The sequence below is a fragment of the Burkholderia sp. BCC0097 genome, from assembly GCF_902832985.1.
In the GTDB taxonomy this organism is placed as follows: domain Bacteria; phylum Pseudomonadota; class Gammaproteobacteria; order Burkholderiales; family Burkholderiaceae; genus Burkholderia; species Burkholderia orbicola.
Genome location: NZ_CADFDM010000005.1, coordinates 299,460 through 324,529 on the forward strand (window position 1 = coordinate 299,460; position 25,070 = coordinate 324,529).

Consider the following 25,070-nt stretch of genomic DNA (forward strand, 5'->3'; position numbering starts at 1 on the left):
CTTTTGTTGTTTCCGGCCGGTGTGTTGCGTCGCAGTGTGCGGTCAGTGGTGCGTGCCCGCGTCGGCCGTCAGCGCGTGCGTGCAGTCGGCGCGGTACTCGGCGGCGAGCCGATCTTCCGCGCCATTGATATCGTCGGGATAGTAGGGACTCGAGGGCGCCGGCTTGTAGCCGACCTGTTCGAGCTCGGTCAGCTCACGTACGAGGTCCGCACGCGAGACGCCACTGCCCGTGTGCACGAACGGGTACGCGTTGCATTCCTGCGGGTTGAGGTGCGGCCCCGCCAACGCGGCGGTGCTGGCGCATGCGAGCAGCATGCAGGCGACGGTGGTCGACAGTTTCATCCGGTAGCTCCTGGTTGCGCGGCCCGATGCCGCATGACGTCAGCGTAGGCGGCACCCGTCGCGGGGCCGGCGACGCGCGGATGAAACATGTTTCACGTACGCCCGTTGCGATCCGAATGAAGTTATTTTCATCTGGCGCCGCCCGGCGATCGCGGCGCTTACGATAGTGACGGGCGCATCGTGCGCGCCCGTGTTGAAGTTCATTGCGAGGGCAACCATGCGAGTACTGACGGTCGAGGACGACGCGGTGACCGCGAACGAAATCGTCGGCGAACTGACCGCACGCGGGTTCGAGGTCGACTGGACCGATAACGGCCGCGACGGGATGATGCGCGCGATGAGCGCATCGTACGACGCGATCACGCTCGACCGGATGCTGCCGGGCGCGGACGGCCTCGCGATCGTGACCGCGATGCGCACGGTCGGCATCGACACGCCGGTGCTGATGCTGAGCGCGCTCGGCGACGTCGACGAGCGCATCCGCGGGCTGCGCGCGGGCGGCGACGATTACCTGACGAAGCCGTTCGATTCCTGCGAGCTGAGCGCGCGCATCGAAGTGCTGCTGCGCCGCCGGCAGGCATCGGGCGTGCCGCAGCAGACGCTGCTGAAGGTCGGCCCGCTCGAGCTCGACCTCATTTCGCGCTGCGCGCGCCGCGGCGCCGACGAGATTCCGCTGCTGCCCACTGAGTTCCGCGTGCTCGAATTCATGATGCGCAACGCAGGCCAGACGATCACGCGCACCATGCTGTTCGAGGCCGTGTGGGGCTATCACTTCGATCCCGGCACCAACCTGATCGACGTCCATATGGGGCGGCTGCGCAAGAAGATCGATCCGCCCGGCGCGAACCCGATGATCCAGACGGTGCGCGGATCGGGCTACATGCTCGCTTGACGGAGGCGCGAATGGACGCAGCCCGCGCGGCGCACTTCACGCGCCGCTGGCATACGACGACGTTTCGCTGGCTATGCGCGTACGCGGCGATCTTCTCGGTGTCGCTGCTGCTGCTCGCGGGCGTGATCAGCGTGGCCGCGACGCATACGATGACGCGCGACACCGACGAAGTGCTCGCGTGGCAACTGATCTATTTCGATTCGATTCCGGATGCCGATCTGCCGCTCGCGATCCACCGGCGGCTCGAGCACGAGCACATGCACACGAATTTCTACGGGCTGTTCGATGCGAGCGGGCGCCGCGTGGCCGGCGACATCACTAAGCCGCCCGCGCTGCAGACCGATCGCCACGGCCGGACGCTGAACCGCACGCTCGCGTTGCTCGACGGCCAACCGTCGCCGATCGCGCGCGCGATGGCCGAGCGCCGCGACAACGGCATGACGCTGGTGGTCGCGCGCGACCTGTCGCATTTCATCCAGATCCGCGACGTCGCGATCCGCGGGCTCGTGATCGGCGGCGTGGTGATCCTGATCGCCGGCATCGCGGGCGGCAGCATGCTCGGCATGCGGCAGATGCGCCGCGTCGCCGCGATCCGGCGCGTCACGCGACAGATCGCCGAAGGCGATCTCGGCAAGCGACTGCCGGTCGGCGGCTACGACGAACTCGATCTGCTCGCGCATCTCGTGAACCACATGCTCGACGAAGTCGAGCGGCTGATGGGCGAGGTGCGCCATACCTGCGACGGGATCGCGCACGACCTGCGCACGCCGCTCGCACGCGTGCATACGATGCTCGCGCGGCTCGCCGACCAGCCGTTCTGCGCGCATGATCCCGCGTCGGCGGCGCTGCTGGCTTCGGCGCGCGACGAAACCGACCGGCTGCTCGAACGGTTTCGCGCGATGCTGCGCATCTCCGAGATCGGCACGCTGAGCCGGCGCGGCGGTTTTGCCGCGGTCGACGTCGCGTCCCTGCTGCGCGACGTGTGCGAGCTTTACGAGCCGCTGGCCGAGGACGTCGACGTGTCGTTCGCGCTCGAGGCGGCCACGGTCGACGGCATCCACGGCGATCGTGCGTTGCTGTTCGAGGCGTTCAGCAATCTCGCGGACAACGCGATCAAGTTCACGCCACCGGGCGGCCGCGTGCGCGTCGTGCTCCAGACGACGCCGCACGGCCCGCTCGTCCGGTTCGAGGACACCGGGCCGGGCATCCCGCCCGGCGAGCGCAATGCGGTGCTCGAACGCTTCTATCGCGGCGAGCGCACGCGCCACGTGAACGGTTCGGGGCTCGGATTGAGCATCGTGTCGGCGGTGATGCGCGTGCATGGTTTCGCGCTGCGGATCGGCGATGCGCAGCCGGCCGGTACGGCGATCACGGTCGAATGCTGGCCGCGTTCGCTCGCATGACGGCGCGGGAGACCGAGCGATGCGCATCCTGCTGATTGCGCCGCCGAATCCGCACGCGTCGCGGCTCGACAAGGCGTTTCGAGAAAGCATGCACGGCGTCGAGCGCGTCGACGCATGGCGCGATGGCTGGTTCGCGGCGACGCAGGACCGGTTCGACGCGATCGTGATCGTCGCGACCGATGGCGGGGCCGCGGCGGCGATTCTCGACGAATTGCCGCGGCTCGCCGCGTCGGCCGGCGGTGCGACGATTGCCGCGATCGTCGCCGGCACCACGTCCGCCCAGCGCGCGCGGATGCTGAACGCGGGCTGCGACGTATGCCTGGCTCACCCGTGTTCGTTCGTCGAATTGCACGAACGGTTGAGCGCGCTGTGGCGCCGCGCGGGCGTCATCGCGATGCGTGAATCGATCCGGCTCGACACGGCGACGCGCGCACTCGAGGAGCAGGGCCGGCGGCTCGCGCTCAGCGCACGGGAGTTTCGCGTGGTCGAATGCCTGCTGCGCGAAGCGGGGCGGCCGGTCGGGCGCGACGCCGTGCTGCGTTATGCGTGGGACGATGCCGACATCGAACCCGAAACGGTCAATGCGCTGGTCGTCCGGTTGCGGCGCAAGCTGGTCGCGCATGCGTTTTCCGCACGGATCGAAACGGTTGCGCGATTCGGCTTCCGGTTCGACACGGGCGGGTGACGGGGGCGGATATCGACGCCGGCTGAAAGAAGATCTCGACGGTCGGCGTGCGCAGCGCCACGCCGCGCGGCCCGGCCCCGGCCCGGCCTGACGACGGCAGCCGGGCGTCGATTGTTACAAGACGTTAGCGCGCGTGTCCTGTTGCGATGCCGCGCATCAGTTCTTACAAACTTGAAATATGCGGAGCCGGCGCTTGCCGCTATAGTCGAATCACACATGACACAACCAGAAGAGGAATCCATGAAGACTTTGCGTGTTGCCTCGCTCCTGACCGGTATGACGGCCTTGCTCGTGTCGGGCGCAGCAATGGCGGGAGTCAATGTCGGGATCAACGTCGGCGTGCCGGCACCGGTCTACGTCGCGCCCGCGCCCGTGTATGCGCCGCCGCCTCCGCCGGTCGTCTACCAGCCGGCGCCTGTCTATGCACCGGCGCCCGTGTACGCCCCGGCGCCGGCGATCGTGATCGGCTGGCACGGCGACCGCTACTGGGACGGCCGTCGCTACTGGGGCCGCGACGAGTGGTATCGCCACCATGGCCGTGGCTGGGGCGGCGATCGCGGTCACTGGGATCACGGCCGCCACAACGGCTGGCGCTGATCGACCGGCCGCGCGTGCTCGCCGCGCGCGATCTGCTCGCGAGGAAACCGCCCGCGTGGCGGTTTTCTTTTGGCCCGGCGGATTGAATGGGTAGAATCGCTCCACGTTACTACCCTCATTCGACCGACAGGGCCTCTATGACGAAGGGTTCGCCCCGGGCCGCCGCCGCGCGTGCCTGCCTTGCCGCGCTGCGGGCCGCCGGCCGCGTGGCCGCGGTGGTGGCGCTGCAAGCGGTGCTGGCCGCGCCGGCCGCGCACGCGGCCTACGCCATTGCGCAGTACGGCGAGCCGAAGTATCCGCCGGGCTTCAAGCATTTCGACTACGTGAACCCCGACGCGCCGAAGGGCGGCACGCTCGTGCTCGCGAATCCGAGCCGACTGACGTCGTTCGACAAGTTCAATCCGTTCACGATGCGCGGCAACACCGCGCCCGGCATCGACATGCTGTTCGAGAGCCTCGCGACCGGCAGCTCCGACGAACCGGCGTCCGCCTACGGGCTGCTGGCCGACGACATCGACGTTGCCCCGGACCGCCGTTCGGTCACGTTCCATCTGAACCCGCGCGCACGCTTCTCGAACGGCGATCGCGTCACGGCCGACGACGTCAAGTTTTCGTTCGACACGTTGAAGAGCAAGCAGGCCGCACCGCAGTTCGGCGCGTATTTCGCGGAAATTGCGAAGGCCGTGGTCGTCGATCCGGCGACCGTGCGCTTCGAGTTCCGCAGCGCGAACCGCGAACTGCCGCTGATCGCCGGTGGCGTTCCCGTGTTTTCGCGCAAGTGGGGATTGCGCGCGGACGGCTCGCGCATCCCGTTCGACCAGCTTGCGTTCGAGCAGCCGATCGGCAGCGGCCCGTACGTGATCGAGCGCTACGACAACGGCCGCACGATCACCTACCGGCGCAACCCGGCGTACTGGGGTGCCGACCTGCCGGTACGGGTCGGCACCAACAACTTCGAGCGGATCGTGTACAAGCTGTACGGCGATGGCGTCGCGCGGCTCGAAGCGTTCAAGGCCGGCGAATACGATGTGCTCGTCGAGTACGTCGCGCGCAACTGGACGCGGCGCGACGTCGGCAAGCGTTTCGACAGCGGCGAGCTCGTCAAGCGCGAATTTCGCCAACATAACGGCGCCGGCATGCAGGGCTTCTTCATGAACCTGCGCCGGCCGCTCTTCCGCGACGTGCGCGTGCGCCAGGCGCTCGACCTGGCGTTCGACTTCGAATGGCTGAACCGCCAGTTGTTCTACAGCGCGTACACGCGCCTCAACAGTTATTTCGCCGACACCGACCTGCAGGCGACCGGTACGCCAAGCGAAGGCGAGCTGAAGCTGCTGGCGCCGCTGCGCGCGCAGCTCGATCCGGCCGTGTTCGGCCCGACGGTCACGCAGCCGGACACGAATCCGCCGGGCTCGCTGCGCGCGAACCTGCTGAAGGCGCGCGCACTGCTCGCGCAGGCCGGCTGGACCTATCGCGACGGCGCGCTGCGCAACGCGAAGGGCGAGCCGTTCGCGTTCGAGATCCTCGATGATGCGGGCGGCGCGATGGAAGGCGTCGTGACCGCCTACCAGCGCAACCTGGCGAAGCTCGGCATCGACGTGCGGTTTCGCACGGCCGATTACGCGCTGCTGCAAAAGCGCCTCGATGCATTCGACTACGACATGACGACGATCCGCCTGCCGGGCGTGCAGGTGCCGGGCGCCGAGCAATACTCGCGCTACGCGAGCAAGTTCGCCGACGAGCCGGGCTCCGACAACTTCATCGGATTGAAATCGCCGGCCGTCGACGCGTTGCTGCATGCGCTTGGCGCCGCGCAGACGCGCGAGGAACTGCTCGACGCGACGCATGCGCTCGACCGCGTGCTGATGCACGGCTACTACGCGGTCCCGCAGTGGTACAGCACGACGCACCGCGTCGCGTACAAGCGCACGCTCGCCTATCCGCAGACGCTGCCGCTGTACTATTCGGCCGAGGGCTGGGTCGTGTCGACCTGGTGGGCGAAGCCCGATCACTGACCCGCGCCGGCCCTCCGTCCAACCCCGCCATCCGATCACGAGTCGACGCCCTATGTGGAGCTACATCCTCAAACGCCTGCTGCTGATGATCCCGACGCTCGTCGGCGTGCTGACGCTCACGTTCGCGGTGATCCAGTTCGTGCCGGGCGGCCCCGTCGAGCAGGCCGTGCAGGAGTTGCGCAAGGGCGCGACGGAGCAGGGCGCAGTGCCGTTCGGGATGCGCGCACACACCGGCGTCGACGCGCAGCAGCTCGCGCAACTGAAGGCGCTGTACGGTTTCGACAAGCCGCCGCTCGAGCGCTACTGGCTGATGCTGAAGCGCTTCGCGCGCTTCGATCTCGGCGACAGCTATTTCCGCCACCAGAGCGTGTGGTCGCTGGTCGTGCAGAAGCTGCCGGTGTCGATCAGCATCGGGCTGTGGACGTTCTTCCTCACGTACCTGATCTCGGTGCCGCTCGGCATCGCGAAGGCCGTGCGCAACGGTTCGCCGTTCGACGTCGCGACGAGCCTCGTCGTGCTGGTCGGCTATGCGATTCCGGGCTTCGTGCTCGGCGTGCTGCTGCTCGTGCTGTTCGGCGGCGGCTCGTTCTGGCAGCTCTTTCCGCTGCGCGGCCTCACGTCGGACAACTTCGCGCAGCTGTCGCTCGTCGGCAAGGTGCTCGACTACCTGTGGCACATCGCGCTGCCGATCACAGCGTCGGTCGTCGGCAGCTTCGCGGTCGTCACGATGCTCACGAAGAACGCGTTCCTCGACCAGATCCGCCGGCAATACGTGCTGACCGCGCGCGCGAAGGGGCTCTCCGAGCGCCGCGTGCTGTGGAAGCACGTGTTCCGCAATGCGATGCTGCCGTTGATCGTCGGCTTCCCGGCCGCGTTCATCGGTGCGTTCTTCACCGGCAGCCTGCTGATCGAGACGCTGTTCTCGCTCGACGGCCTCGGGCTGCTGTCGTACGAGTCGGTCGTGCGGCGCGATTACCCGGTCGTGCTCGGCACGCTGTACCTGTTCACGCTGATCGGGCTCGCGACCAAGCTGATCTCCGATCTTTGCTATGTGTGGGTCGATCCGCGCATTCAATTCGACAACCTGGAGCGCTGACATGAAACGAGCCATTCGCATGCCCGGCGCCAGCGGGCGGGGCGCGCGATGAACCGGGCCGTCGCCTCTTCCCGTATCGACGCCGCACGTGCGCGCGTGTCGCCGTCGCCCACTCGCCGCGTGTGGCAGCGCTTCAGGCAGCAGCGCCTCGGCTACTGGAGCTTCGTGATCTTCGTCGTGGCCTTCGCCGCGAGTCTCGCGGCGCCGCTGTGGTCGAACGACAAGCCGCTCGTGGTGCGCTACGACGGCCAGACCTATTTCCCGATGTTCCATGCGTACCCGGAGACGACCTTCGGCGGCGATTTCCCGACGCCGGCCGACTATCTCGATCCGTACGTGCGCAAGCGGCTCGAGGCGCCCGGCAACTTCGTGGTCTATCCGCCGAACCGCTACTACTACGACACGCTGAACTACTTCTCGAACGTGCCGAACCCGGCGCCGCCGTCGCGCGAGAACTGGCTCGGCACCGACGCACAGGGCCGCGACCTGCTCGCGCGGCTCGTGTACGGGTTCCGCGTATCGGTCGAGTTCGGGCTGATCCTGACCGTGATCGGCACGCTGCTCGGGATCGCCGCGGGCGCGGTGCAGGGCTTCTTCGGCGGGCGCATCGACATCGTCGGGCAGCGGCTGATCGAGATCTGGAGCTCGCTGCCGGAGTTGTACCTGCTGATCATCTTCGCGTCGATCTTCGAGCCGAGCTTCCTGCTGCTGATCGTGCTGTTGTCGCTGTTCGGCTGGATCGGCCTCGCCGACTACGTGCGCGCGGAATTCCTGCGCAACCGCACCCAGGATTACGTGCGCGCGGCCCGCGCGATGGGGCTGACGAACTGGCAGATCATCTGGCGCCACGTGCTGCCCAACAGCCTCACGCCGGTGATCACGTTCCTGCCGTTCCGGATGAGCGGCTCGATCCTCGCGCTCACCAGCCTCGATTTCCTCGGGCTGGGCGTGCCGCCGCCGACGCCGAGCCTCGGCGAGCTGCTGGCGCAGGGCAAGGGCAACCTCGACGCATGGTGGATCTCGCTGTCGACGTTCGGCGTGCTGGTCGCGACGCTGCTGCTGCTGACCTTCATGGGCGATGCGCTGCGCAACGCCCTCGACACGCGGATCGCCGATTCGGTGCGCGCGGCGGGAGGGCAGCGATGAGCGAGTCGACCGTATCGACGCAGCACGAACCGCTGCTGTCGCTCGAGCATCTGCACGTCCGTTTCGGCGACACGGTGGCGGTGGACGACGTGACGCTCGCGATCGGGCGGGGCGAGCGGGTCGCGCTCGTCGGCGAATCGGGGTCCGGCAAGAGCGTGACCGCGCTGTCGATTCTGAGGTTGCTGCGCGACGCCGAAGTCGGTGGCGCGATCTGTTTCGCCGGGCAGGATCTGGCGGCCAAGAGCGAACGCGAGATGCGCGGGCTGCGCGGCTCGGACATCGCGATGATCTTCCAGGAGCCGATGACGGCGCTCAACCCGCTGTATACGATCGGCGTGCAGATCGGCGAGACGATCGTGCTGCACGACGGCGTCTCGGCCGTCGAGGCGCGCAAGCGGGCGATCGCGTTGCTCGCGCGCACCGGGATCGCGGAGCCCGAGAGGCGCGTCGACAGCTACCCGCACCAGTTGTCGGGCGGGCAGCGTCAGCGCGCGATGATCGCGATGGCGCTCGCGTGCCGGCCGCGCCTGCTGCTGGCCGACGAGCCGACCACCGCGCTCGACGTGACGATCCGCGCGCAGATCGTCGACCTGTTGCTCGAGCTGCAGCGCGACGAAGCGGAAAAGCGCGGAATGGCGATCCTGCTGATCACGCACGACCTGAATCTCGTGCGGCACTTCGCGCAGCGGGTGGCGGTGATGGAGCACGGCCGGCTCGTCGAGAGCGGGCCGGTCGAGCAGATTTTCGCGGCACCCGAGCATCCGTATACGCAGCGGCTGCTGAACAGCCGGCCGCAACGCACGGTCACGCCCGTGATGCCGATCGCGCCCGTCGTGCTCGATGCGCGCCACGTGAGCGTGCAGTTCGCGCGCAAGCGGCCGGGCTTCGCGGGCTGGTTCGGCACGGTGCCGGTGACGGCCGTCGCCGACGTGTCGGTGTCGGTGAGGCAGGGCGAGACGCTCGGCATCGTCGGCGAATCGGGATCGGGCAAGTCGACGCTCGCGATGGCGCTGCTCGGGCTGCAGAAGACGGCCGCCGGCGAGATCGAATTCCAGGGCCGTGCGCTGTCGACCTATCGCGGCCGCGAACAGACCGCGCTGCGCTCGAACATGCAGGTGGTCTTTCAGGATCCATTCAGCTCGCTTTCGCCGCGTCACACGATCGAGCGGATCGTCGGCGAGGGGCTCGAGCTGCATCGCCCGGACATGACGCCCGACGCGCGCCGCGCGAAGTCGCTCGCGGTGCTGCGCGAAGTCGGGCTCGACCGTACGGTGCTGCACCGTTACCCGCATGAATTTTCGGGCGGGCAGCGCCAGCGGATCGCGATTGCGCGCGCGCTGGTGCTGGAGCCGCGCATCCTGATCCTCGACGAACCGACGTCGGCGCTCGACGTGTCGATCCAGCAGCAGGTGCTGAAGCTGCTCGCGAATTTGCAACAGAAATACAACCTCGGCTATGTGTTCATCAGCCACGACCTGGAGGTGATCGGCGCGATGGCGCACCGCGTCGCGGTGATGCAGGACGGCGCCGTCGTCGAGTCGGGGGAGGTGTCCGACATCTTCACCCGACCGTCACATCCTTACACACAAAAGCTGTTGAAAGCGGTCTGGAAAGCGTGATAGGCGTCCAATGGTCTGACCATCTCGATTGTATTTATTAATTTGTTTTGACAAACGATTACGCGCTGGCTAGTATCGACCGAAATTTTCCGCCAATCAGCTGATTTTTAAGCACATTCCATCGACCAATGCAGCATCGATCCCTGACCCAGGCATGCGCGCGCACCATCGCCGGGCTGTTCATCGGCGCCCTGTTCGCAGCAGCACCCGGCGCATTCGCCGACGAAGTCAGCAGTTTTAACCAGAATGTCACCAATTCGACTCAGATCGGGTCGGGTTCCTCCCTCCAGCAGACCAGCGCGCAGCCGTCGAGCGGTGGCGCGAAGTCGTTCTTTGCCGGCATGGCGGGCAAGGCCGGCGACGTGGTCGTCGGCGCGCTGAACATGATCGGCGTGCGGTATCGCTGGGGCGGGAACTCGCCGGATTCGGGCCTCGACTGCAGCGGCTTCGTGCGCTACGTGTTCCAGGACACGCTCGGCATGTCGCTGCCGCGTCGCGCGGAAGAAATGAGCCGCGTCGGCGAGAAGGTGAGCATGAGCAACCTGAAGCCGGGCGATCTCGTGTTCTTCAACACGATGCGCCGCACGTTCTCGCACGTCGGCATCTATATCGGCGACAACAAGTTCGTGCATTCGCCGTCGACGGGCAGCACCGTCCGCGTCGACGATCTCGACAGCGGCTACTGGGAAAAGCGTTTTACCGGCGCGCGCCGGATCGAATCGGAATTCCCGCCGATGAAGCCGGAAGACCTGCGCCGCGTGCGCGCGACGATCGGCGACGATTCGGCGAACGGCAACAACTGACGTTTGCCGGTCGGTCAGGCCGGACGATAAAAAACCCTGTCACCGAAAGGCGGCAGGGTTTTTTGTTTTGGGGCTGACGGTGGCGACGAAGCGGAGGTCGTTCCGTCGGCCTCCGGGAGGCGGCGTGTGCCGCGGCCTCCCGCCCCATCGCGGCTTACGCGGCGGCAGTCACGCCACGCGCCGCCGCGAGCTTGCGCTGCAGTTCCGGCATGATGCGCGCGACCGCTTCCTCGCCCGCGAGGATCGCCGCGTTGCGCTGGTTGAAGTCGCTGCCGCCCATCGCCGCCAGGTTCGGGCGAATCACGACGTCCGCGTACTTGTCGAGCTCGTAAGTCTTGATCGTCTGGCCCATGATCGTGAAGGTCTGCAGCAGCATCTCGATCGGGTTGTTGGTCGCCGCGCCGTCCGGCCGGGCCGAGATGTCGACCGCGATCACGAAGCTCGCGCCCATCTTGCGCGCGAACGACGCCGGCACCGGGCTCACCAGCCCGCCGTCCACGTATTCGCGATTGCCGATCTTCACCGGCTCGAACACCGACGGCACGCTGCACGACGCGCGCACCGCGAGCCCCGTGTTGCCTTGCTGGAACAGGATCGGCTGGCCGCTTTGCAGGTCCGTCGCGACGATGCCGAGCGGCTTCGCCATCTTCTCGATCGGCCGGTTGTTGAGCGTCTTGTTCAGGAAATTCTGCAGCGCGACGCCTTGCAGCAGGCCTCGCGAGCGAAACGGCAGCGCCCAGTCGCTGATCGATGCCTGGTCCATGTCGAGGGCGATCTTGTTGATCTGCAGCGCGTTCATGCCCGACGCGTAGAGCGCGCCGACCACCGAGCCCGCGCTCGTTCCGGCGACGATCTCGATCGGAATGCCGCGCGCCTCGAGCGCCTTCAGCACGCCGATGTGCGAGAACCCGCGCGCGGCGCCGCCGCCGAGCGCGATGCCGATCTTGACGGGCTTCTCCTGCGGCAGTGCCGTGCCGGGGCGGGACTTGTCGCCGAGGGACGTACAGGCGGCGAGGCTGGCGGACGCGCACGCGATCGTGAAGTGACGGCGCGACAGGCGAGGGGACGACATCGAATGGTTCTCCGGCGGCTTGGCGGCGGGCTGCACGGCCCGCGGCGGCGATAGGTTCCGAGCGGCCGCGCAGCGGGTTGCGCGCGGCCGGCGCCGCGCCGGCTGGCGGCCGCGGCGCGCACATCATAAAGCAAGCGGTGCGCTTGGCGCGATGTCCGGCGCGAGTATAATTCCGGCTTCTTTCCCGTTCCGGGCGTTGCCGGCTCCGTTGCTGTCCGGGCTGCCGTCGTCGTCCCGCGTCGAATCATTCATGCGCCCCAGGCGTTCGAGTTACCGTTTATGACCCGTCCTGTCCGTACCCGCTTCGCGCCGAGTCCCACCGGCTTCATCCACCTCGGCAACATTCGCTCCGCGCTTTATCCGTGGGCGTTCGCCCGCAAGATGAAGGGCACGTTCGTGCTGCGCATCGAGGACACCGACGTCGAGCGCTCGTCGCAGGAAGCGGTCGATGCGATCCTCGAGGGGATGCAGTGGCTCGGGCTGGATTTCGACGAAGGCCCGATCTACCAGATGCAGCGGATGGACCGCTATCGCGAGGTGCTTGCGCAGATGCTCGATAAGGGCCTCGCATACCCGTGCTACATGTCGGCCGAAGAGCTCGACGCGTTGCGCGAACGCCAGCGCGAAGCCGGCCTGAAGCCGCGCTACGACGGCACGTGGCGTCCGGAGCCCGGCAAGGTGCTGCCGGAGCCGCCTGCGGGCGTGAAGCCGGTGCTGCGCTTTCGCAATCCGCTGACGGGCACGGTCGTGTGGGACGACGCGGTGAAGGGGCGTGTCGAGATCTCGAACGAGGAGCTCGACGACCTCGTGATCGCGCGCCCGGACGGCACGCCGATCTACAACTTCTGCGTGGTGGTGGACGACATGGACATGGGCATCACGCACGTGATCCGCGGCGACGACCACGTGAACAACACGCCGCGCCAGATCAACATCCTGAACGCACTCGGCGGCGAGCCGCCCGTCTATGCGCACTTGCCGACCGTGCTGAACGAGCAGGGCGAGAAGATGAGCAAGCGCCATGGCGCGATGAGCGTGATGGCGTACCGCGACGCGGGCTTCCTGCCGGAAGCCGTCGTCAACTATCTGGCGCGTCTCGGCTGGTCGCACGGCGACGCCGAGATCTTCTCGCGCGAGCAGTTCGTCGAATGGTTCGATCTCGAGCATCTCGGCAAGTCGCCCGCGCAGTACGACCACAGCAAGCTGAGCTGGCTGAACGCGCATTACATCAAGGAAGCCGACAACGCGCGCCTTGCCGAACTCGCGAAGCCGTTCCTCGACGCACTCGGCATCGACGACGCGGCGATCGCGACGGGCCCGGCGCTCGACGCGGTGGTCGGCCTGATGAAGGATCGTGCGACGACGGTCAAGGAAATCGCGGAAGGCGCGGCGATGTTCTATCGCGTGCCGGCGCCCGACGCCGACGCGCTCGGGCAGCACGTGACCGATGCGGTGCGCCCGGCGCTGGCCGATCTCGCTGCCGCGCTGAAGGCGGCCGACTGGACGAAGGAAGCGGTGTCCGCGGCGCTGAAGGCGACGCTCGCCACGCACAAGCTCAAGATGCCGCAGCTCGCGATGCCGGTGCGTCTGCTGGTGGCGGGCACGACGCATACGCCGTCGATCGACGCGGTGCTCGTGCTGTTCGGTCGCGACGTCGTGGTGTCGCGCATCGAGGCCGCGCTGGCTTGACGTTCGAGCGCGCGCGAAGCTGTCCGTGCATGAGGTACGCGGCGGCTTCGCAAAAAAATTCGTGCGAATCGTAAAAAGGGTATTTACAAGTTCGGAATCGGTCCATATAATCTCATTTCTGTTCTGCAAGGGGGTATAGCTCAGCTGGGAGAGCGCTTGCATGGCATGCAAGAGGTCAGCGGTTCGATCCCGCTTACCTCCACCAACAGAACAAGATGAATTGATTTGCGAAGCAGCGGTAGTAATAAATGCTTCACAAAATGATTCAAAGCAGTTAGAATTTCGGCCTTCGCTGTTGACGGAAGTAAATAGCGAAAGTCAGACAAATCTGAAAAGATTATGTCCCCTTCGTCTAGAGGCCTAGGACATCACCCTTTCACGGTGAGTACAGGGGTTCGAATCCCCTAGGGGACGCCAGATTCAGCGGCGTTTCGTGGAAGTGTCGCAAGGCTTGCAGGAACGTAACCGACGTCTTGCAGGTTGGGTAAGAAAGCTGGAGCGGTAGTTCAGTCGGTTAGAATACCGGCCTGTCACGCCGGGGGTCGCGGGTTCGAGTCCCGTCCGCTCCGCCAGAACGAAGCCCGTTCAAGACGTCTTTGAGCGGGCTTTTGTATTAAAGATGTAAGCAGTACGTTGTCCCCTTCGTCTAGAGGCCTAGGACATCACCCTTTCACGGTGAGTACAGGGGTTCGAATCCCCTAGGGGACGCCAGATTTCGGCGTCGTTCGAACAAACGACGCGCCGGCAGGAAGTAACCGACGCCTGCCAGGCAAGCAGCAAGACTGGAGCGGTAGTTCAGTCGGTTAGAATACCGGCCTGTCACGCCGGGGGTCGCGGGTTCGAGTCCCGTCCGCTCCGCCAAACAAACAACAATGCCCGCCTTGTGCGGGCATTGTTGTTTGTGCGTTCGGTCGTCGTGCCCGCTTGCGGACACGTGGCTGCGGAGCGGAGGAAGTGGCCTGCGCGGCTTTCGGCGGGGCTCGAAGGGCTGCGCTTGCAAGCGCAGCCGCGGCCTGCGGGAGGTAGGCGAGTCTCGTCCGCTCCGCCAGAAAATGAAGAAGCCCGCCTCGTGCGGGTTTGTTCATTTGTGTCGTTGGTATCGCTCGTCCCGCCTTTCGCTCACCTCTCACCCCGCGTGCCGCATCGAGCGCCGCGCTCCTACGAGAAATTCGCGATTGCATCCGCGCGCGACTGCGCTATCGTGACGGGATGCGTTTCCGACTCCTGCGCGATGCTCGATCCGACCGACCTGCGACTCCTGTATCAGCTCCGGCCTGCGGAGCCCGGCGATTTTCCGTATGCCGAAGCGCTGACGCACGGCAACATGGGCGGCTACTACAAACGCCATGGGCTCGTGTGGCGCAGCGACCTGTTCTATGCGAGCTGGCGCGAATCCGAGAACTTCATCCTCGAGGCCGACGGCGAGCGCATCGGCGTGCTGCGCGTGACCGAGGAGGGCGATTCGCTGCATATCCGCGACGTGCAGATCGCGGCCGGCCATCGCGGGCAGGGCGCCGGCACTTATATGCTCGAGATGTCGCATCGCTGGGCACGTGCGCGCGGGCTGCACGAACTGCAGTTGCGCGTGTTCGTCGACAATCCTGCCGCGCGCTTGTACCTGCGCATGGGCTACCACGTCACCGGCCCGCGGCTCGCGCAACTCGGCTCGATTCGCCACATGGTGCGGCCGGTCTGAGGGGGCCGGCGCGCCGGAGCGCGCATCAGCGCACCGCGTCGATCAAGCCGTCGTCGTCGTCCGGCGTTTCGCTGTCTGCGACGCCGCCTTCCGGGCCGCGATGTTCGTAGCCACGGAGCATGAACGCGCGAGGGCTTTCGCCGAATGCGCGGCGGAACATGGCCGAGAACGCGCTCTGGCTCTGGTAGCCGAGTTCGCGCGCGATATGCGACAGCGGGCGCCCCTGGTTCAGCAGCGGGATCGCCCGGGCGAGCAGCGCCTGCTGGCGCCACTGCGAAAAGCTCACCCCCAGCTCCTGCTTGAAGAGCCGCGATATCGTGCGCGTGCTCGCGCCGACCTCGCTCGCCCAGTGTTCGAGCGACTCCGCATGCGCGGGGTGCGCGAGTACCGATTCGCACAGCAGGCGCAGCCGTTTCTCGTCGGGCATCGGCACCGCGAGCGGTAGCGGCTCGGCCTGACTCAGTTCGTCGAGCACGAGCCCGCACAGCAGGCGTTCCCGCGCGGAGCTCAGATCGCGCGCGTCGAGTGCGACGATCAGCTCGCGCAGCAGCCCCGTCACCTCGACGACGCGGCATGCATCGAGCCCGCCCGGCACGATCGACTCGTCGATATACAGCGTGCGCAAATAGGCCTCTTCGACGATCGTGACCTCGTGCGTCACGTGCGGCGGCACCCAGATCGCGCGGGACGGCGGCACCATCCAGGTCGTGCCGGTCGTCGCGACGCGCAGCACGCCGCGCGACGCGTACGCGAGCTGAGCCCAGGCATGCGTGTGCAGCGGAATGCGGCGGCCGGCATCGACCTGCCGCGCGCGCACGCGCATCGGATGGACGGCGGTCGGCGCGAATTCCGGCGGGATGTCGATGACGTCGTACGGTGTCGATACGTCGGCGGGAGCGGGCGGATTCATGAACGGTTCGGGCAGCGCGGCGGCGATGCCGTTATTTTAGAAGGCGCAGCGCTTGCGCATGCGGCGGTTTTTCCGGCCATCATGCCGGGTTCAAATGAACTTTGTGTGGGCGCCGGCGAATCCGGGGCGGCTGCCCGCTGCCGCGCGTCGACAGTTCGAACCATCGGGCCGGTATCGGGGTCTATCGATGCGTGCGCCATGTCGCGCCCATCGCGCGCCGAGCGCATGCAAACACGGCAACACACGAATCGAAGAGGAGAACCACGATGCGCCACGTATTCGTCTATGGCACCTTGAGAGCCGGACAGGCCAACGATATCGGCCATGCGGCCGCCCGCCACGGCATCGCCGCGCCGACGCTGCTCGGCGCGGCCGCGCTGCCGGGCGAACTGGTCGATTTCGGCACGTATCCGGGCATGATTCCCGGGCCGGCCGGCAAGTCGCTCGTCTGGGGCGACGTCTACGAGGTCGACGAGCAACTCGTGCCGGTGCTCGACGAGATCGAGCGCGTCTATCCGGGCGTCGACTCGCTGTTCAAGCCGGAAGAGGCGACGGTCGAACTCGGCGGCCGGCAATACGCCTGCCTGTATTATCCGGTCGCCGCGCACGCGGCAGCCGGGCGTCCGCGCATCGCATCGGGCGACTGGGTCCAGCACCGGCGCGAGCAGGAAGCCGCCTGAGCGTGCCCACTGGCGGCGGCTGGATCTGCCGCTGTCGAATCCAAAAGGAAAAAGCGCCCCGCGGGGCGCTTTTTCATGCCGTTGATCCGTCGTCGCACGCGACCGGCGGCACGACGTGGAGCCGGCCGACGATCGCAGCGGACAGGTCGTCAGATTTCCTCGTACAGCGGCAGCGTCAGGAATTCGGTGAAGCCTTCCGACGTCGACATCTGCTCGAAGATCGCAGCGGCGCGCTCGTACGGTTGCGTGTTGCCGCCGACCGCGCGCTTCACGTTGTCGAGCTCGATCTTCGCGAATTCGCGCACGAGTTCGGCCGTGACCTTGCGGCCGTCGTCGAGCACGCCCTTCGGCGAGCGGATCCATTGCCACACCTGCGAGCGGGAAATCTCGGCCGTCGCCGCATCTTCCATCAGGTTGTGGATCGGCACGCAGCCGTTGCCGTCGAGCCACGCGCCGAGATAGTGGATCCCGACGTTGATGTTGTTGCGCAGGCCAGCCTCGGTGATCGGCGCCTCCGGCTGGAAGTCGAGCAGGTTCCTGCCTTCGACCTGCACGTCGTCGCGCTGCTTCGCGATCTGGTTCGGCTTGTCGCCGAGCACCTTGACGAACTCTTCCATCGCGATCGGCACGAGGCCCGGGTGCGCGACCCAGCCGCCGTCGTAGCCATCGGTCGCGTCGCGCTGCTTGTCCGAGCGCACGCCGCCCATCGCCTTGTCGTTTGCTTCAGGATCATTCTTGATCGGGATCAGCGCGCTCATCCCGCCGATCGCCGGCGCGTTGCGCTTGTGGCAGGTCTTCAGCAGCAGCAGCGCGTACGCCCGCATGAACGGCACCGTCATCGTGATCTTCGAACGGTCGGCCAGGCAGAAGTCGCGGTCGTTCTTGAACTTCTTGATCGCCGAGAAGATGTAGTCCCAGCGGCCGGCGTTCAGGCCCGAGCTGTGTTCGCGCAGTTCGTACAGGATCTCGTCCATCTCGAACGCGGCGAGGATCGTCTCGATCAGCACCGTCGCGCGGATCGTGCCGCGCGGCACGCCGACCGCTTCCTGCGCGGCGACGAAGATGTCGTTCCACAGGCGCGCCTCGAGATGGCTTTCCATCTTCGGCAGGTAGAAGTACGGGCCCGAGCCGCGCGCGATCAGTTCCTTGGCGTTGTGGAACAGGAACAGCGCGAAATCGAAGATGCCGCCGGACACGCGCTGGCCGTCGACCGTCACGTGCTTCTCGTCGAGGTGCCAGCCGCGCGGACGCACGATCAGCGTCGCGACCTTGTCGTTCAGCCGGTACGACTTGCCGTTCTGCTCGAGCGAGATCGTGCGGCGCACCGCGTCCTTCAGATTGATCTGGCCGTCGATCTGGTTCGTCCAGCTCGGCGCGTTCGAATCCTCGAAGTCCGTCATGTACGAATCGGCGCCCGAGTTCAGCGCGTTGATGATCATCTTGCGCTCGACGGGGCCCGTGATCTCGACGCGGCGGCATTGCAGGTCGGCCGGCAGCGGCGCGACCTTCCAGTCGCCTTCGCGGATCGCCTTCGTCTCGGCGAGGAAATCGGGGCGCTCGCCCGCGTCGAGGCGTTTCGTGCGCTCGACGCGCGCCTGCAGCAGCGCCTGGCGGCGCGATTCGAACGTGCGGTGCAGCGCCGCGACGAGTTCCAGCGCGTCGGGCGTCAGGATCGCTTCGTAACCCGGCTTGATTTCGCCGGTGATCGTCATGCCTTGCGGCAGCGTGATCGGGGTGCTCATGAGTCTCATCTCCTTGGTCGGTCAGTTGCGGTTTCGGTGAAGGGGGAAGGCGGCAGCTGCGAGCGTCATGCACCCGGGCCGGGGCGCGTGCGGTTCGCGGGTCTGCCGGACGGAGCCGGGGTGGGTGTGGCGAGGAAGGCGAGCAGGTCGGCCATGCCGGTGCCCGTGCCGTCGGGTGGTGCGCCGAGCTCCTCGGCGGGCGCGCCCGTGCGATTGAGCCAGAACGTCGTGTAGCCGAACCAGGTGGCGCCGGCGACGTCCCACGCGTTCGACGACACGAACACGATGTCGCGCGGGTTCGCCCCGAACGCGGCGGTGCCGAGCGCATAGGCGGCCGGGCTCGGTTTGTACGCGCGCACGGTGTCGGCCGACAGCACGCGATCGAACAGGCCGGACATGCCGGCGCTCTTGATCGCGATGTCGAGCATCTGCGGGGTGCCGTTCGACAGGATCGCGAGCGGCGGGCGCGGGTTCAGCGCACGCAGCTGGCGCAACGCGGGCACCGTATCGGGATAGGTCGACAGGCACGCGTATTCGTCCATCAAGCGTTTCTCGGCCGCGCCGTTCAGCGCGAGCCCGAGCCGGCGCGCGGCGAACCGCAACGCATCCAGCGTGATGTCCCGGAACGGGCGATAGTGCGCGCCGGCCGGATCGGCGAGCGTGCGCAGCTGCGAGTATTCGATCTGCTTGCGTCGCCACAGCTGCGACAACCGTTCCCCGTGTCCGGGAAACATCTGCTCAGCCGCGGCCAGCACGGCACGCACGTCGAACAACGTGCCGAATGCGTCGAAGAGGATGGCGTCGGGAGAGGAGAGTGTCGTTGTGGCCGACATAGCCTTGCGCTCCAGTTTCAGAGGTCGGGTCGATTCTATTCGTGATCTAAGGTGCTAAAAAAGACGCTAAACATCACTTGATCTTTTACTTTCATATGCCTAATCTGAGCGACTCAAGTTATTTGAAAGGCGGCGATGCCGTCCTTTCGAGAGAGTCATGGACCGCTTCAAGCAGATCGAAACGTTCGCCGCGGTCGCGGCGAAAGGCAGCCTGTCGGCGGCTGCGCATGCGGAAGGCGTCGCGCCGGCGATCATCGGCCGCCGCCTCGACGCGCTCGAGGAGCGGCTCGGCGTGAAGCTGTTGGTGCGCACGACGCGCAAGCTCACGCTGACGTTCGAGGGGTCGGCGTTCCTCGAGGATTGCCAGCGCATCATCAACGACATGCAGAACGCGGAAGCGAGCGTGTCCGCCGGCGGCGTCAAGGCGAGCGGGCACCTGCGGATTTCCGCGCCGGCCGGCTTCGGCCGACGCCACGTCGCGCCGCTCGTGCCCGAATTCAGCGGCGCGCATCCGGACGTGTCGGTCACGCTCGACCTGTCCGACCGGATGGTCGACCTCGTCAACGAGGGGTTCGATTGCGCGGTGCGGCTCGGCGAGCTGCCCGACTCGTCGCTGGTGTCGCTGAAGCTCGGCGAGAACCGCCGCGTGTGCGTCGCGTCGCCCGCGTATCTCGCGCGGCGCGGCACGCCGGCCACGCTCGCGGAACTGGCGCGGCACAACTGCCTCGCGCTCGCGGCGAACGCGAACCAGCAGCGCGGCTGGGCGTTCCAGGAGGACGACAAGGTCGTGTCGATTCGCGTGAACGGCACGATGGAATGCTCGGACGGCGCGGTGCTGCACGAGTGGTGCCTCGCAGGCCATGGCCTTGCGTGGCGCTCGTGGTGGGAAGTGGGCGACGACATCGCGGCCGGGCGGCTCGTCAGCGTGCTCGACGCGTTCGCCGCGCCGCCGATCGGCATTCACGCGGTGTTTCCGCAGCGCCGGCATCTGCCGCTGCGCGTGCGCCTGTTTCTCGATTACCTGAAGCACACGTACGAGCGGCCCGGCTATTGGGGCGAGTAGGCGACGCGCGCCCGCGTGTTTCCGATATGAGGGCGAACCCGCTGGCGGGGCGGCTTGCTCGGTTTCGCACACTACAATCGGAAGATGCATGCACGCCGTGTCGCGGCCGGCTCGGCCGGAGCCGGAGCGCGCGGCGTGCGACTGACGAAGGAGGGCGCGATGTTCCGGCACATCCTCGTTCCAACCGACGGTTCCGAACTGTCGCAAAAGGCGATCGACGGTGCGATCGACCTGGCTCGTGCAGTCGGCGCGCAGGTCACGGCCTACGCGTGTCTGCCGCAATATCCGTACTCGCCGTTTTCCGAAGTGATCATCGAGCCGCCGGCCGATTTCCGTGCGCGCAGCGAGCGCGAGGCGCGGGCGCATCTCGACGAAGTGGAGGCGGCCGCGAAGGCGGTCGGGGTCGCGTGCGATACGTGGACGAGCGTGCATCCGTCGCCGTATCTCGGCATCATCGAGGCGGCCGAACGCGGCGGGTGCGACGTGATCTTCATGGCGTCCCACGGACGCCGCGGGCTCGGCAGCCTGCTGATCGGCAGCGAGACGCAGCGCGTGCTGACCCATACGAAAATTCCGGTGATCGTCTATCGGTAGGGCAGCGCCGGCCGTGGCCGGGCGGGCTGCACCGCAGGAAAAGGGCGCGCCGGACGAAGCCGGCGCGCATCGTTGCTGGCGGCCCGCAGGCCGCTTGGCCGGTCGCGCGATGGGACTCGCGCGCCTGCCGTCTCCTCCCTGATTGTTATTCCGGTGGCCGATGCCGCGGCGTCGCGAGACGCGGCGGCCATCGGCATCACGCCTGCGCCTGTTACGCGACCTTCTTGCCGTCGAAGAACTGTTCGTCCTCGGTCGAGCCGTGCAGCGCGGTCGTCGATGCTTCGCGCTCGACCGTCTGCGTCACCGCGTCGAAGTAGCCGGTGCCGACCTCACGCTGGTGCTTGACTGCCGTGAAGCCCTTGTCGGCCGCCGCGAACTCGGCCTGCTGCAGTTCGACGAACGCGCTCATCTGCGTGCGGGCATAGCCGTGCGCGAGGTTGAACATCGAGTAGTTCAGCGCATGGAAGCCGGCCAGCGTGATGAACTGGAACTTGTAGCCCATCGCGCCGAGTTCCTTCTGGAACTTCGCGATCGTCGCGTCGTCAAGGTTCTTCTTCCAGTTGAACGACGGCGAGCAGTTGTACGACAGCAGCTTGCCCGGGAACTGCTTGTGGATCGCTTCCGCGAACTTCTTCGCGTACTCGAGATCGGGCTTGCCGGTTTCGCACCAGATCAGGTCGGCGTACGGTGCGTACGCGAGGCCGCGCGAAACCGCCTGTTCGAGGCCCGGCTTCGTGCGGAAGAAGCCTTCCACCGTGCGCTCGCCGGTCAGGAACCGCTTGTCGTTGTCGTCGACGTCGGACGTGATCAGGTCGGCCGCTTCCGCGTCGGTGCGGGCCACCAGCACGGTCGGCGTGCCCATCACGTCGGCCGCGAGCCGCGCGGCCGACAGTTTCGCGACGGCTTCGCGCGTCGGCACGAGCACCTTGCCGCCCATGTGGCCGCACTTCTTCACCGATGCGAGCTGGTCCTCGAAGTGAACGCCTGATGCGCCGGCCTCGATCATTGCCTTCATCAGCTCGAACGCGTTGAGCACGCCGCCGAAACCGGCTTCCGCATCGGCGACGATCGGCGCGAAGAAGTCGACGTAGCCTTCGTCGCCCGGGTTCTTGCCTTCCGACCACTGGATCTGGTCGGCGCGCGTCAGCGTGTTGTTGATGCGCTTCACGACGAGCGGCACCGAGTTGGCCGGATACAGCGACTGGTCCGGGTACATTTCGCCCGCGACGTTCGCGTCGCCGGCGACTTGCCAGCCGGACAGGTAGATGGCCTTCAGGCCGGCCTTCACCTGCTGCATCGCCTGGTTGCCGGTCAGCGCGCCGAGTGCGTTGACGAACGGCTCGTTGTTGATGAGGCTCCACAGTTTTTCCGCGCCGCGCTTGGCCAGCGTGTGCTCGATCGGGATCGATCCGCGCAGACGGACCACGTCCTCAGCCAAGTAGCTGCGCTTGATACCCTTCCAGCGCGGATCGGTTTCCCATTGCTGCTGCAGTTCCTGTGCCTGTTGCTGACGCGACATGATGAGCTCCTTGATGCGATGTATGCCTGCCGAATCTGACGGGGATGATGCTGTTCGCGAGGCGGGGAAGCGGTACGTCCCGTTTCGCGAAGTCTTGTATAAGAGTCTAGGCAAATCGGCGGGAGCGAAACAGGGGCTGGATCTGGAAGTTTGGAATTTTTTAGTTGTTTTGAATCAATAGCTTGGTCGTTTAATTTCGGGATAAGAAACGCATTTTCCTATCCCGCAATCGTGTAGGTTGTGCCGTGCAGCATGATTTTTTACGACGCAAAAAAATTTTCCGCATCGTGAAATTGGCGGTGAGGCGAAAAAAAACCGGCGCGGATGCGCCGGTTGGCTGGGATGGGCGTGTAGCCGATCCGCAGGGCGGCCAAGGCCGCCCGTGTGTGTTTACGATGCCGAATTGCTTCGGCGCGGACCGCCGCTGCGTTGGCCGTCGCGACGCGGGCCGCCGTCACGGCTGCCGCCCGGCTTGCCGCTCCAGCCGCCGCCGTTGCCGCCGCCATTGCCATTGCCGTTACCGTTGCCGGCATAACCGCCGCCCGGCTTGCCGCCGAAACGACGACCGCCGTTACCGCCGCCCGGACGGCCGCGGCCGCCGGTGCCGCCGTTACGCGGGGGCGACTTGCGCGGCTCGAAACCTTCGACCACGTTGACCGGCAGCGGCGAGCGCACGAAGCGTTCGATGCGCTTGAGCGCGCCTTGCTCGGCGTGGTGCACGAGGCTCACCGCGGTGCCCGAACGGCCCGCGCGGCCGGTACGGCCGATACGGTGCACGTAATCTTCCGCGAACTTCGGCAGGTCGTAGTTGAACACGTGCGTGATGCCCGGGATGTCGATGCCGCGTGCCGCGACGTCGGTCGCAACCAGCACGCGCACGCGGCGCTCGCGCAGCGCACGGATCGTGCGGTTGCGCGCGCCCTGCGGCAGGTCGCCGTGCAGCGCGGCCGATTCGAAGCCTGCGTCGGCGAGACGGCCGGCGAGCTGGTCGGCGTCGATCTTGGTCGCCGTGAAGATGATCGCCTGGTCGAGCGCATCGTCGCGCAGCAGGTGATCGAGCAGGCGATCCTTGTGATCGCGGTCGTCGACGTAATGGACGGTCTGCGCGATGTTCGCGCGCGACTCGAGGCGCTGCTGGATCTCGATGCGTTCCGGATCCTTCAGCAGGCGGCCCGTCAGCGAACCGATCTTGCCGTCGAGCGTGGCCGAGAACAGCATCGTCTGGCGCGATTCCGGCGTGGCGGCGACGATCGTTTCGATGTCTTCGATGAAGCCCATGTCGAGCATGCGGTCGGCTTCGTCGAGCACGAGCATCTTCAGTTCGGACAGGTCGATACGGCCGCGTTCGAGGTGATCGAGCAGGCGGCCCGGCGTGGCAACCAGGATTTCCGGGTTCTTCGCGAGCAGCATCAGCTGCTGGCCGTAGGCGACGCCACCCAGGATGCTGACCGTGCGCAGGCGCTTCAAGTGCTTGCCGTACGTCGATGCGGCCGTCGTGACCTGCATCGCGAGCTCACGGGTCGGGGTCAGCACGAGCAGGCCCGGGCGCGCGACGGGTTGCGGGCGGCGCACGCGGCGGTCGCCCTGGTTCGGTTCACGCGGCGCGCGCGGTTGCTGCGCCTGCGTCTTCTGGAGCTGCGCGAAACGTTCGATCGCGGGCAGCATGAATGCGGCCGTCTTGCCCGAACCGGTCGGGCTCGACACCAGCAGGTCGCGGCCGGCGATGCCGGCCGGAATCGCGCGCTGCTGGACCGGCGTCGGCTTCACGTAGCCGGCGGCCTGCAGCGCGGAGACGATCTCCGGCGACAACCCGAGCGACGCGAAGCTCGGCTCGTCCGACGCCGGTTCGACCGCGGCCGGTGCGGCGGCGTCGTCGAGACCGAGCGCCTGGTCGGCGATCGCGTTGAGCGGGCTGGAGTTGATGCTCGAAGTCATAACAATCCTTGAAACACAGTGGGTGAAACGTCGGCGCCAATCGCGCATACCCAAGTCGTCGGATTCAGCGAGCAAATCGGGAAACGGGTGCAATCCGCCGAACCTTCGGCGGATGAGGCATTAGAAGCTGTTTTGGGTGCGGCGCGCTTCAGGAGCGGGGCCGCCAGCCTAGTTGACGACCGCAAGGGTCGAAGCAGGAGGGGACAGGTTCTAAACCGGATTGGAGCTTAACGCTACGAGGCGTCGGGCCGGAACGGCTTCGAGCCGAGCGCGGGAGGTGACGCAGGCTGCATTATAAAGATATTTGCTGCGCTGCGCCACTGATTTGATTGCCTATTGCGGCGGGGACGGTTCGGTCAGGACGCCGTGCCGTTTTTAAGCGATTCGACGAGTTCGATGTACTGCTGCTTCGCCGCATCCTGCGACGTGCCCTTCAGGGCTTCCCATGCGTCGTACTTGTATTTGCCGACGATGTCGGTGAAGCCCGGCTTGTCGCCGTGCGCATCGCCGTCGGTCGCCTGCTTGAAGAGCGCGTACAGGCGCAGCAGGGTCAGGTTGCCCGGCCGTTCCGTCAGTTGCTTGACGTCGATCTGGGCCTGGTCAAATTGGGCGGTGAGTTCGCTCATCGTGTGTCTCCGTAGGGTTTCAGATCGGCCGATCTTATCAAGCGGGCCGTGGCGCGGGGTCGAGCGATCCTTCCAAACCGGCGCCCGCGCCGCACGCGCGCATAGATCGGGCCCGA

Annotated in this window: 22 protein-coding genes and 5 tRNA genes; 19 read left to right on the forward strand and 8 right to left on the reverse strand. The window is 66.6% G+C overall.

The window, feature by feature from the left end; translation table 11 throughout:
- Window positions 1-42 precede the first annotated feature (42 nt).
- Window positions 43-342, reverse strand: a complete 300-nt coding sequence (locus HWX07_RS18960; protein WP_175877319.1) for a DUF4148 domain-containing protein — start codon at window positions 340-342, stop codon at window positions 43-45.
- A 217-nt stretch (window positions 343-559) separates the two neighbouring features.
- On the opposite strand from HWX07_RS18960, the gene HWX07_RS18965 reads away from it, so the two are divergent.
- The 9 genes from HWX07_RS18965 (at window position 560) to HWX07_RS19005 (ending at window position 10,595) form a co-directional block, all read left to right on the forward strand.
- The gene (locus tag HWX07_RS18965; RefSeq protein WP_175877320.1) at window positions 560-1,234 is read left to right on the forward strand and encodes a response regulator transcription factor; all 675 of its coding nucleotides are present in this window, start codon (window positions 560-562) and stop codon (window positions 1,232-1,234) included.
- A gap of 11 nt (window positions 1,235-1,245) precedes the next feature.
- Window positions 1,246-2,637, forward strand: a complete 1,392-nt coding sequence (locus HWX07_RS18970; protein ID WP_175877321.1) for a HAMP domain-containing sensor histidine kinase — start codon at window positions 1,246-1,248, stop codon at window positions 2,635-2,637.
- A 19-nt stretch (window positions 2,638-2,656) separates the two neighbouring features.
- The gene (locus HWX07_RS18975) at window positions 2,657-3,322 is read left to right on the forward strand and encodes a winged helix-turn-helix domain-containing protein (RefSeq protein WP_175877322.1); all 666 of its coding nucleotides are present in this window, start codon (window positions 2,657-2,659) and stop codon (window positions 3,320-3,322) included.
- Window positions 3,323-3,562: 240 nt separating this feature from the next.
- Window positions 3,563-3,919 carry a hypothetical protein gene (locus tag HWX07_RS18980; RefSeq protein ID WP_027808916.1) on the forward strand — a complete coding sequence of 119 codons (357 nt, stop codon included), beginning with the start codon at window positions 3,563-3,565 and terminating at the stop codon, window positions 3,917-3,919.
- A gap of 137 nt (window positions 3,920-4,056) precedes the next feature.
- Complete coding sequence (locus HWX07_RS18985; protein ID WP_175877323.1) at window positions 4,057-5,931, forward strand: extracellular solute-binding protein; 1,875 nt, start codon at window positions 4,057-4,059, stop codon at window positions 5,929-5,931.
- Window positions 5,932-5,983: 52 nt separating this feature from the next.
- Window positions 5,984-7,027, forward strand: a complete 1,044-nt coding sequence (locus HWX07_RS18990; RefSeq protein ID WP_175877324.1) for an ABC transporter permease subunit — start codon at window positions 5,984-5,986, stop codon at window positions 7,025-7,027.
- A 48-nt stretch (window positions 7,028-7,075) separates the two neighbouring features.
- Entirely contained in the window at window positions 7,076-8,173 is a 1,098-nt protein-coding gene (locus tag HWX07_RS18995; RefSeq protein WP_011549505.1) for an ABC transporter permease, read from the forward strand.
- Window positions 8,170-9,792, forward strand: a complete 1,623-nt coding sequence (locus tag HWX07_RS19000) for a dipeptide ABC transporter ATP-binding protein (RefSeq protein WP_175877325.1) — start codon at window positions 8,170-8,172, stop codon at window positions 9,790-9,792. The genes HWX07_RS18995 and HWX07_RS19000 overlap by 4 nt, the downstream gene beginning before the upstream one ends.
- Window positions 9,793-9,920: 128 nt before the next feature.
- A complete protein-coding gene (locus tag HWX07_RS19005; protein WP_175877326.1) occupies window positions 9,921-10,595 on the forward strand; it encodes a C40 family peptidase in 675 nt (224 codons plus the stop codon).
- Window positions 10,596-10,749: 154 nt separating this feature from the next.
- On the opposite strand, the gene HWX07_RS19010 is transcribed toward HWX07_RS19005, so the two are convergent.
- A complete protein-coding gene (locus tag HWX07_RS19010; protein ID WP_175877327.1) occupies window positions 10,750-11,667 on the reverse strand; it encodes a patatin-like phospholipase family protein in 918 nt (305 codons plus the stop codon).
- 279 nt (window positions 11,668-11,946) lie between these two features.
- Between HWX07_RS19010 and gltX the strand changes: the two genes are divergently transcribed.
- From gltX to HWX07_RS19045, 7 genes are all read left to right on the forward strand, one after another.
- A complete protein-coding gene (gene gltX / locus HWX07_RS19015; RefSeq protein ID WP_175877328.1) occupies window positions 11,947-13,356 on the forward strand; it encodes a glutamate--tRNA ligase in 1,410 nt (469 codons plus the stop codon).
- A 129-nt stretch (window positions 13,357-13,485) separates the two neighbouring features.
- Window positions 13,486-13,561 (forward strand) — tRNA-Ala (locus tag HWX07_RS19020).
- Window positions 13,562-13,697: 136 nt separating this feature from the next.
- Window positions 13,698-13,773, forward strand: a tRNA-Glu gene (locus HWX07_RS19025).
- A 78-nt stretch (window positions 13,774-13,851) separates the two neighbouring features.
- Window positions 13,852-13,928: transfer RNA gene (locus tag HWX07_RS19030), tRNA-Asp, on the forward strand.
- 63 nt (window positions 13,929-13,991) lie between these two features.
- Window positions 13,992-14,067: transfer RNA gene (locus HWX07_RS19035), tRNA-Glu, on the forward strand.
- A 73-nt stretch (window positions 14,068-14,140) separates the two neighbouring features.
- A tRNA-Asp gene (locus tag HWX07_RS19040) sits at window positions 14,141-14,217 on the forward strand.
- 370 nt (window positions 14,218-14,587) lie between these two features.
- Entirely contained in the window at window positions 14,588-15,052 is a 465-nt protein-coding gene (locus HWX07_RS19045; RefSeq protein ID WP_011549510.1) for a GNAT family N-acetyltransferase, read from the forward strand.
- Between the two features lie 25 nt (window positions 15,053-15,077).
- Here HWX07_RS19045 and HWX07_RS19050 read toward each other — a convergent pair whose 3' ends face one another.
- Window positions 15,078-15,962, reverse strand: coding sequence for a helix-turn-helix transcriptional regulator (locus tag HWX07_RS19050; RefSeq protein ID WP_175877329.1), 885 nt, complete (start codon window positions 15,960-15,962; stop codon window positions 15,078-15,080).
- Between the two features lie 266 nt (window positions 15,963-16,228).
- On the opposite strand from HWX07_RS19050, the gene HWX07_RS19055 reads away from it, so the two are divergent.
- Window positions 16,229-16,642: a gamma-glutamylcyclotransferase family protein gene (locus HWX07_RS19055; RefSeq protein ID WP_175877330.1), complete on the forward strand. Its 414-nt coding sequence runs from the start codon at window positions 16,229-16,231 to the stop codon at window positions 16,640-16,642.
- Between the two features lie 149 nt (window positions 16,643-16,791).
- Here HWX07_RS19055 and aceB read toward each other — a convergent pair whose 3' ends face one another.
- Window positions 16,792-18,384: a malate synthase A gene (gene aceB / locus HWX07_RS19060; protein WP_175877331.1), complete on the reverse strand. Its 1,593-nt coding sequence runs from the start codon at window positions 18,382-18,384 to the stop codon at window positions 16,792-16,794.
- A 65-nt stretch (window positions 18,385-18,449) separates the two neighbouring features.
- A complete protein-coding gene (locus HWX07_RS19065) occupies window positions 18,450-19,217 on the reverse strand; it encodes a haloacid dehalogenase type II (protein WP_175877332.1) in 768 nt (255 codons plus the stop codon).
- 157 nt (window positions 19,218-19,374) lie between these two features.
- On the opposite strand from HWX07_RS19065, the gene HWX07_RS19070 reads away from it, so the two are divergent.
- Window positions 19,375-20,280: a LysR family transcriptional regulator gene (locus HWX07_RS19070; RefSeq protein ID WP_059464231.1), complete on the forward strand. Its 906-nt coding sequence runs from the start codon at window positions 19,375-19,377 to the stop codon at window positions 20,278-20,280.
- Between the two features lie 159 nt (window positions 20,281-20,439).
- Window positions 20,440-20,874 carry a universal stress protein gene (locus HWX07_RS19075; protein WP_175877464.1) on the forward strand — a complete coding sequence of 145 codons (435 nt, stop codon included), beginning with the start codon at window positions 20,440-20,442 and terminating at the stop codon, window positions 20,872-20,874.
- Between the two features lie 211 nt (window positions 20,875-21,085).
- Here HWX07_RS19075 and aceA read toward each other — a convergent pair whose 3' ends face one another.
- The 3 genes from aceA to HWX07_RS19090 form a co-directional block, all read right to left on the reverse strand.
- Window positions 21,086-22,393: an isocitrate lyase gene (aceA, locus tag HWX07_RS19080; RefSeq protein WP_175877333.1), complete on the reverse strand. Its 1,308-nt coding sequence runs from the start codon at window positions 22,391-22,393 to the stop codon at window positions 21,086-21,088.
- 390 nt (window positions 22,394-22,783) lie between these two features.
- Window positions 22,784-24,328 carry a DEAD/DEAH box helicase gene (locus tag HWX07_RS19085; RefSeq protein ID WP_175877334.1) on the reverse strand — a complete coding sequence of 515 codons (1,545 nt, stop codon included), beginning with the start codon at window positions 24,326-24,328 and terminating at the stop codon, window positions 22,784-22,786.
- Window positions 24,329-24,684: 356 nt separating this feature from the next.
- Complete coding sequence (locus HWX07_RS19090; RefSeq protein ID WP_006478462.1) at window positions 24,685-24,954, reverse strand: acyl-CoA-binding protein; 270 nt, start codon at window positions 24,952-24,954, stop codon at window positions 24,685-24,687.
- Between the last annotated feature and the right edge of the window lie 116 nt (window positions 24,955-25,070).

What these genes read in the sequence shown, in the direction of transcription:
- HWX07_RS18960 (WP_175877319.1), bottom strand. Translation starts at nt 342, where the DNA reads ATGAAACTGTCGACCACCGTCGCCTGCATGCTGCTCGCATGCGCCAGC.
- HWX07_RS18965 (WP_175877320.1), top strand. Translation starts at nt 560, where the DNA reads ATGCGAGTACTGACGGTCGAGGACGACGCGGTGACCGCGAACGAAATC.
- HWX07_RS18970 (WP_175877321.1), top strand. Translation starts at nt 1,246, where the DNA reads ATGGACGCAGCCCGCGCGGCGCACTTCACGCGCCGCTGGCATACGACG.
- HWX07_RS18975 (WP_175877322.1), top strand. Translation starts at nt 2,657, where the DNA reads ATGCGCATCCTGCTGATTGCGCCGCCGAATCCGCACGCGTCGCGGCTC.
- HWX07_RS18980 (WP_027808916.1), top strand. Translation starts at nt 3,563, where the DNA reads ATGAAGACTTTGCGTGTTGCCTCGCTCCTGACCGGTATGACGGCCTTG.
- HWX07_RS18985 (WP_175877323.1), top strand. Translation starts at nt 4,057, where the DNA reads ATGACGAAGGGTTCGCCCCGGGCCGCCGCCGCGCGTGCCTGCCTTGCC.
- HWX07_RS18990 (WP_175877324.1), top strand. Translation starts at nt 5,984, where the DNA reads ATGTGGAGCTACATCCTCAAACGCCTGCTGCTGATGATCCCGACGCTC.
- HWX07_RS18995 (WP_011549505.1), top strand. Translation starts at nt 7,076, where the DNA reads ATGAACCGGGCCGTCGCCTCTTCCCGTATCGACGCCGCACGTGCGCGC.
- HWX07_RS19000 (WP_175877325.1), top strand. Translation starts at nt 8,170, where the DNA reads ATGAGCGAGTCGACCGTATCGACGCAGCACGAACCGCTGCTGTCGCTC.
- HWX07_RS19005 (WP_175877326.1), top strand. Translation starts at nt 9,921, where the DNA reads ATGCAGCATCGATCCCTGACCCAGGCATGCGCGCGCACCATCGCCGGG.
- HWX07_RS19010 (WP_175877327.1), bottom strand. Translation starts at nt 11,667, where the DNA reads ATGTCGTCCCCTCGCCTGTCGCGCCGTCACTTCACGATCGCGTGCGCG.
- gltX (WP_175877328.1), top strand. Translation starts at nt 11,947, where the DNA reads ATGACCCGTCCTGTCCGTACCCGCTTCGCGCCGAGTCCCACCGGCTTC.
- HWX07_RS19045 (WP_011549510.1), top strand. Translation starts at nt 14,588, where the DNA reads ATGCTCGATCCGACCGACCTGCGACTCCTGTATCAGCTCCGGCCTGCG.
- HWX07_RS19050 (WP_175877329.1), bottom strand. Translation starts at nt 15,962, where the DNA reads ATGAATCCGCCCGCTCCCGCCGACGTATCGACACCGTACGACGTCATC.
- HWX07_RS19055 (WP_175877330.1), top strand. Translation starts at nt 16,229, where the DNA reads ATGCGCCACGTATTCGTCTATGGCACCTTGAGAGCCGGACAGGCCAAC.
- aceB (WP_175877331.1), bottom strand. Translation starts at nt 18,384, where the DNA reads ATGAGCACCCCGATCACGCTGCCGCAAGGCATGACGATCACCGGCGAA.
- HWX07_RS19065 (WP_175877332.1), bottom strand. Translation starts at nt 19,217, where the DNA reads ATGTCGGCCACAACGACACTCTCCTCTCCCGACGCCATCCTCTTCGAC.
- HWX07_RS19070 (WP_059464231.1), top strand. Translation starts at nt 19,375, where the DNA reads ATGGACCGCTTCAAGCAGATCGAAACGTTCGCCGCGGTCGCGGCGAAA.
- HWX07_RS19075 (WP_175877464.1), top strand. Translation starts at nt 20,440, where the DNA reads ATGTTCCGGCACATCCTCGTTCCAACCGACGGTTCCGAACTGTCGCAA.
- aceA (WP_175877333.1), bottom strand. Translation starts at nt 22,393, where the DNA reads ATGTCGCGTCAGCAACAGGCACAGGAACTGCAGCAGCAATGGGAAACC.
- HWX07_RS19085 (WP_175877334.1), bottom strand. Translation starts at nt 24,328, where the DNA reads ATGACTTCGAGCATCAACTCCAGCCCGCTCAACGCGATCGCCGACCAG.
- HWX07_RS19090 (WP_006478462.1), bottom strand. Translation starts at nt 24,954, where the DNA reads ATGAGCGAACTCACCGCCCAATTTGACCAGGCCCAGATCGACGTCAAG.